We start from the raw sequence: 6671 nt of genomic DNA on the forward strand, positions 1-6671 counted from the left end.
GGGGGGGCGGGGTGGGGGGGCGCGGGTTTTTTTGTGGCCGCTCCCCACCGCCCCGCCGGGGCGCGGGCGCCGCCCCCCCGCGACCATGAAACCGACATTGTGCCGGGTGCGCTCGTATTCGGCGCCCGGATTGCCCAGGCCCACCACGAGGGCGGGCCCGGTCGCAGAGTCGGTCATCTGTTCGTTCGTCTGTTCTCGAGGTCGAGAATTACTCGGCGGACTCGCCCTCGGCGGCCTCTTCCTCGGTGGCCTCGGCGGCCGGAGCGGCGATCACGTTGACGACCAGCAGCTCGGCGTCGCCGGCCAGGCTCACGCCCTCGGGCAGCGCGAGCGCGCCCGCGGTGATCTGGGTGCCGGCCTCGACGCCCTCGACGGAGACCTCGATCGACTCGGGCAGGTTCAGCGCGTCGGCCTCGACGGAGATGGTGGTGGCCTCCTGGGTGACCAGGGTGCCGGGGGCGGCGTCGCCGGTGACGGTGACCGCGACGTCGGCGACGACCTTCTCACCGCGCTTGACGATCAGCAGGTCGGCGTGCTCGATGTAGCGGCGGATCGGGTGGACCACGACCGACTTGGTCAGCGCCAGCTGCTTCTCGCCCTCGATGTCGAGGTTCAGCACCGCGTTGGTGCCGTGCTCGCGCAGGATCGCGGCGAAGGCCTGGGCGTTGAGCGACAGATGCTTGGGCTCGGCCTGGTGACCGTAGAGGACGGCGGGCACGTTGCCCGCGCGACGGGTGCGGCGAGCGGCGCCCTTGCCGAATTCGGTACGGACGGACGCTACGAGAAGGTTGGCGTCGGACATGACTGGATCTACTCCTACGGCTCTTCCGGGCTGGTCAACAGGTCCCGACAGGGTGGGTGGCGCCCTGCGTGATGGGGTTCGTCTACTCGTCCGGGCGAAGAACGAACGAGGACGGCCGGAAGCCGCGCCGCGTCGATCACGGTGTCGCACCACGTGCGTCACACGTCTGGAGGACACCCTCGCCGAGACAACCCGAACACCATACCCCAGCCCGCGCATCGGATCTGAATCGGGTGGTCAGCGCATCGCGGCCCCGCCCAGGTCACGGCGGGCGCGGCCCCGGCGGCCGTGCGGGCGGTCCGCGCGATTAGGCTGGTTCGATTGTCCGCCCCTCGTCGCGCGAAAGGTTCCCCCATCGTGACCGCCCCCGAAGACGCCGCCGCGCCCACACCACGCGGGCTGACCGCCGAAGTCGCCCGGCGCCGCACCTTCGCGGTCATCTCCCATCCCGACGCGGGCAAGTCAACGCTCACCGAGGCCCTCGCCCTGCACGCCAGGATGATCTCCGAGGCGGGCGCCATCCACGGCAAGGCGGGCCGCAAGTCCACCGTCTCGGACTGGATGGAGATGGAGAAGGCGCGCGGCATCTCGGTCAGCTCCACCGCGCTGCAGTTCAACTACCGGGCCGCGGGCAGCGATGTCGACAGCGTGATCAACCTGGTCGACACCCCCGGCCACTCCGACTTCTCCGAGGACACCTATCGGGTGCTCACCGCGGTCGACGCCGCGGTCATGCTCATCGACGCCGCCAAGGGCCTGGAACCGCAGACGCTGAAGCTCTTCCAGGTCTGCCGTCATCGCGGCATCCCGGTCATCACCGTCGTCAACAAGTGGGACCGACCCGGCCGCGCGCCGCTGGAACTGCTCGACGAGATCCAGGAGCGCATCGGGCTCACCCCGACGCCGCTGTTCCTCCCGGTCGGCATCGCGGGCGACTTCCGCGGCCTGCTGCGCCGCGGCCCCGAGGGCGAGCCCTCCGAATACATCCACTTCACCAGGACCGCGGGCGGAGCGACCATCGCCCCGGAGGAGTCGCTGACACCGGAGCAGGCGCGGGAGCGCGAGGGCGAGGCCTGGGTCACCGCCGCCGAGGAATCCGAACTGCTCGCGGCCATGGGGCAGGACCACGACCAGGAACTGTTCCTGGCCGGGCAGACCTCCCCGGTCATCTACGCCTCGGCCATGCTGAACTTCGGCGTGCGGCAGCTGCTGGAGACGCTGGTGGCGCTGGCGCCCGCGCCGGGACCGCGCAACGACGTGCACGGGGTCGCGCGGCAGACCGGCGATCCGTTCAGCGCCGTGGTGTTCAAGGTGCAGGCGGGCATGGACACCGCCCATCGCGACCGGCTGGCCTTCATGCGCATCGTCTCCGGCGAGTTCGAGCGCGGCATGGTGGTCACGCACGCGCAGACCGGGCGGCCGTTCGCCACCAAGTACGCGCTGACCGTCTTCGGCCGCGAGCGCTCCACGGTCGACACCGCCTACCCGGGCGACGTGGTCGGCCTGGTGAACGCCACCGCGCTCGCGCCTGGCCACACCCTGTATGTGGACAAGAAGGTGGAGTTCCCGCCGATCCCCTCGTTCGCGCCGGAACACTTCGCGGTGCTGCGGGCGCAGAGCGCGGGCAAGTACAAGCAGTTCCGCAAGGCCATCGATCAGCTCGACTCCGAGGGCGTGGTGCAGGTGCTGCGCAACGACGCGCGCGGCGACGCCTCGCCGGTGCTGGCGGCGGTCGGTCCCATGCAGTTCGAGGTGGTCACCGCGCGCATGCTCGCCGAGTACAACGTGGAGACGACCCTCGATCACCTCGGCTACTCGCTGGCGCGGCGCACCGACGCCGCCTCGGCCGATGGCTTGGGCCGCCAGCGCGGCGTCGAGGTCTTCACCCGCACCGACGGGGCGATCCTGGCGCTGTTCAGCGACAAGTGGCGGTTGCAGTACATCGAGAAGGAACACCCGGAGTTCACCCTCGAACCGCTGGTCGCCGCCGCCGACAACTGAACGGGCCGGAGCCGGGCCGCCGACGACCGATGCGGTGACCGCCGAGCCGCGGGCGACCGGCCCGGTGGGGATCGAGCCGGTCAGCCGGTGCCGGACTCGCGGTAGGCGGGGGTGCGCGGGTCGCGCTGGATGGAGGTGATGCCGTCCTCGTGGGCGATCAGGCCCCAGCGGTCGGAGGTCAGGCGCAGGCTCGGCACGTCGCTGAGCGAGAGCACCACCTCGTAGGTGCGCTGGTAGCCGGTGTGCGCGATGCGCCAGACGCCGTCGCCGCCGCGGACGTAACGGTCGTGGTAGTAGGCCGCGCCGCGCATGAGCAGATTGTGCTCGGGGATGAGCACGGTGTCGGCCAGGTACCAGGTGCCGGTGGCGATGTCGCCGGTGACGTCGATCTCCGGCTGGTCGCAGCGGTGTTCGGTGATGACGTGCGAGTCCAGGGTGTTGCGCAGGAAGGCAACGAACGCCTCCCGCGACTCGAACTGCAGATACTCGCTGTAGGTGGCGGTCGCCTCGGGGACCATGGTGTCGGCGAACTCGTCCCAGTCCTTGGTGTCCAGGCAGCGCAGGTAGCGGTACTTGAGCCTGCTGATGGCGTGGATGTCGGCGAAGGTCGCCAGATCTGTCGTGGCCGCGGCGGCCGTGGCGGGTTCGGTCGTGACGGCGGATTCGGTCGCGGCGACGTCCTCGGGGGTGACCACCGGTTCGTCGCCGGTCTCGTCGAGCCCCGCGTCCGAAAGTCCGGTGCCGGAGAGCCCGGTGTCCGAAGGGCCGGTGCCGGAGGTGCCCGCGCCGGACAGGTCGGGCCGGTCGTCCGCGCGGTCGGCGTCCTGCGATCGTGGCCGGCCCGGGGGTGGACCGGATCGCTCGCCGCCGGGGCCGCGGCCGCGGGCGAACATGTCCGCGACTCTGCCCGGACCCCGGTCCGGCTCGCCCTCACGCTCCATACCATTCACGATCCCATCGTGCGCGCGCGAGACCGAGAGTCTTGCCCAGATCTGTATCAGATCGCGACCCGCGACCCGAGCAGGCCCGACGGCTCGTCCGCCGGGATCGGCGACCGCGCGGACCGGCGCCGGGAGCCCGGCGCTGGGCCGGACCGGCCTGCGGATCTAGGCGCGGGGGTCGAGACCGAGCGAGAAGCAGGTGCGGCAGAAGTCCTCGCCGAACTCGGTGAGCCGGATGCTCTTGCGCACGATCTTCGGCGCGCGACCGGCCTTCTTCAGCGCCTCCTCCACGATCGGCTGCACCTCGAGCACCATGTAGCGGCTGAGCACCACGGGGTCGTCGGAGGTGCGGGTGAGGCCGAGCGGGTTGAGGTTGATCAGATAGGACCGCGCCCGGTCCGGGTAGCGCACGCCCGCCTGTTCCGGCACCGAGGTCAGATCGCCGGCCACCAGCTCCGAGCCGATGCCCAGCGGACGGTTGGTGCGCACGTCCACCGAGGGCTGTGGGCCGTTGAGCGCGAGGAAGCGCAGCATGCGGGCCTCGTCGGGGGCCAGCTCGTCGAGGATGCGGTCGTAGGCCGGGTGCACGTCCTCGGTGAAGTAGACATCCGCCGAGCGGGCCAGCAGCGCGTCGCCGCGGCGGCGCAGCTCCTCGGTGGTGGCCGAGCGCAGGTAGGACCCGACCGGGATGGCCTGCTGGTTCGGGCCGGGTGTCGGCACGTAGCTGACGATCTCGCGCACCGAACCCTCGGTGACGCCGAGCGCGCTGCGGGCGATCGAGCGCAGCGCGTTGCCGGTGCGCTCGGCCAGCTCGGCGGAGGACTCTCCGTCCAGGGCGGCCTTGGTGATCTCCTTGGTCATCTCGAGCGAGGTGTTGACCGCCCACTGGCTGCCCCGCACCGCGGTGCCCGCGGCCAGACCGGCCGCGCGGAACACTCCGCGGATCAGCCGTGCCTCGTTGCTGATCTGCCGCTGCTCGACGTCCGAACCCCGTTCGACCGAGCGGGAGCCGGCCCGGGCCACCCCCTGTCCGGTCCTGTCGTCTGCCACGTCAACTCCGAAGTATCGCCGGGTGAACTGATTCGCCCACGGTTGATTCCGATCACAGATTATTGCCCGGCACGCACCACACCGCGAACCCCGGCAGTCCCCATCGGAACCGGACATTACCCTGTGCCGTACGCCACCAGGCCGGCCGACACCGTAGGGCCGGTCACAATGCGGCCGGTCCCTGACCGTGGTGCTACTTTGAGTGCCCGGTGAGGAGGCGGTCACCGGATTTCCGCAGGAGGGCGTCTACGTGTTGGAAAGCGTTTTCGGTGTACACCCGACGATCCTGCTGGAACTTCTGACAATTCCCCTTTTCACTGGTGTCATCGGTTACATCACCAACTGGACCGGCATCCTCATGCTGTTCCGGCCCATCGCCTTCCACGGCGTCCGGGTGCCCGGCCTGCGATCGCTGTACCCCTTCCTGCCCAAGCGCATCCAGGTGCTGCCGCTGCTCAGCTACGACGGCAGGCTCGGCTGGCAGGGCATCGTGCCCTCGCGGGCGGACAAGATGGCCAGCATCGCCGTCGACAAAGGACTGTCCAAACTCGGCAGCGTTTCGGACTTCTATCGCGAACTCGACCCGGACAAGCTCGCCGAACATCTGGCCGCCACCGCCGACGCGCAGATCACCGACATCATCGAAGAGATTCTGCGCCGCGAGCATCCGCAGCTCTGGTACAACCTGCCCAGCCAGTTGCGCGAGCGCGTGCACGCGCGGGTCCGCCAGCAGTTGCCGACCATCCTGCGCGAACTCACCGACGAACTCGGCAAGAACATCGATCAACTGCTCGACGTGAAGCAGATGGTCATTCGTTATTTCCAGGCGCGCCCGCAGCTGTTGAACACCCTGTTCCAGGTCCTCGGCGCCAAGGAACTGCGCTTCATGCAGAACTTCGGTTTCTATTTCGGCGCACCGATGGGTGTGGTGCTGGTGGCGGTGCTGCACCTGACCGGGCTGTCGTCCTGGGTGGTGCTGCCGGTCGGTGGCGTGATCATCGGCTGGGTGGTCAACTGGATCGGCCTGAACATGATCTTCGCGCCCGCCTACCCGAAGTGGTACTGCCCGTGGCGGCAGGGCCTGCTCATCAAGCGCCAGCACGAGATCACCGACGGCTACGCCGAACTGGTCTCCACCCAGGTCATCACGGTCGCCAACATCGGCGACGAACTGCTCAACGGCCCGCGTTCGGACCGCACCCTCCAGATGCTCGAGGACATCCTGCGCCCGGCCGCCGACCGCGCGCTCGGCGCGGCCAGGCCAGCGGTGAAGTTCGTGCTCGGCAGCCGCGAGTACGACACCCTCCAGCAGACGCTGACCACCGAGGCCATGGGCATCGCCCCGGTGGCCTTCGCCGATCCCGAGTTCAACCTCGCACAGGGCAGACGGATCAACGCCTACATCGCCAAGCAGATGGCGGCGCTCGCGCCCCCCGACTTCGTCGACATGTTGCGGTCGGCCATCAAACAGGACGAATGGCTTCTTTTCGTTCATGGCGGTGTGCTCGGCCTGCTCGCCGGATACGCTCATATCCTGATCTTCGGAACGGAAGTGGCGACGACATGGATATGACGGACGAAGCCGACGACAAGCGCCCACCGGGCCGCCCCGCCGAGGGGCTGGTCCCCTGGCCGTCGGCCGAGTCCGCGCCCGCCGCCCGCTCGCGCCGGGTCCCGCTGGTCAAACTGCCCAGGGTCAAGATCATCTCCCCGGTCGCCACCGCCTGGCCCGCGTGCGGGGTCGCCAAGGTGGCTTTGACCGCGGCGGGCGAGGTGGCCGCCTGGTCGGTGGACACCGCCATCGGCGTCACCGGCACGGTGGTCAAGGGATCGCGCGCCGGGCTGCCCGCCCGGGAGGTGCTCGCCGAGGCCGAGGC

5 protein-coding genes and 2 pseudogenes are annotated in these 6671 nt (G+C 69.8%); 3 read left to right on the top strand and 4 right to left on the bottom strand.

The features are described from left to right. Both QH283_RS15155 and QH283_RS15160 read right to left on the bottom strand, forming a co-directional pair. A pseudogene (locus tag QH283_RS15155) lies at positions 1 to 177 on the bottom strand (hypothetical protein); the annotation flags it as partial. A gap of 31 nt (positions 178 to 208) precedes the next feature. Continuing rightward, on the bottom strand, positions 209 to 802 hold the full coding sequence (locus QH283_RS15160) for a 50S ribosomal protein L25/general stress protein Ctc (RefSeq protein ID WP_280503640.1): 594 nt from the start codon (positions 800 to 802) through the stop codon (positions 209 to 211). A gap of 357 nt (positions 803 to 1159) precedes the next feature. Between QH283_RS15160 and QH283_RS15165 the strand changes: the two genes are divergently transcribed. Beyond that, on the top strand, positions 1160 to 2803 hold the full coding sequence (locus tag QH283_RS15165; protein ID WP_280503641.1) for a peptide chain release factor 3: 1644 nt from the start codon (positions 1160 to 1162) through the stop codon (positions 2801 to 2803). An 80-nt stretch (positions 2804 to 2883) separates the two neighbouring features. Here QH283_RS15165 and QH283_RS15170 read toward each other — a convergent pair whose 3' ends face one another. Continuing rightward, positions 2884 to 3417 carry a nuclear transport factor 2 family protein gene (locus QH283_RS15170; RefSeq protein ID WP_280503644.1) on the bottom strand — a complete coding sequence of 178 codons (534 nt, stop codon included), beginning with the start codon at positions 3415 to 3417 and terminating at the stop codon, positions 2884 to 2886. Between the two features lie 492 nt (positions 3418 to 3909). Beyond that, on the bottom strand, positions 3910 to 4794 hold the full coding sequence (locus QH283_RS15175; RefSeq protein WP_280503642.1) for an Abi-alpha family protein: 885 nt from the start codon (positions 4792 to 4794) through the stop codon (positions 3910 to 3912). 250 nt (positions 4795 to 5044) lie between these two features. Here QH283_RS15175 and QH283_RS15180 point away from each other — a divergent pair, with 250 nt between their 5' ends. After that, a complete protein-coding gene (locus tag QH283_RS15180; RefSeq protein ID WP_280503643.1) occupies positions 5045 to 6367 on the top strand; it encodes a hypothetical protein in 1323 nt (440 codons plus the stop codon). After that, positions 6364 to 6671: pseudogene (locus QH283_RS15185) on the top strand (Abi-alpha family protein); the annotation flags it as partial. The gene QH283_RS15180 and the pseudogene QH283_RS15185, both read left to right, overlap by 4 nt.

Origin of the sequence: Nocardia farcinica (assembly GCF_029867845.1) — a bacterium.
In the GTDB taxonomy this organism is placed as follows: Bacteria; Actinomycetota; Actinomycetes; order Mycobacteriales; family Mycobacteriaceae; genus Nocardia; species Nocardia farcinica_A.

What these genes read in the sequence shown, in the direction of transcription:
- QH283_RS15160 (WP_280503640.1), bottom strand. Translation starts at nt 802, where the DNA reads ATGTCCGACGCCAACCTTCTCGTAGCGTCCGTCCGTACCGAATTCGGC.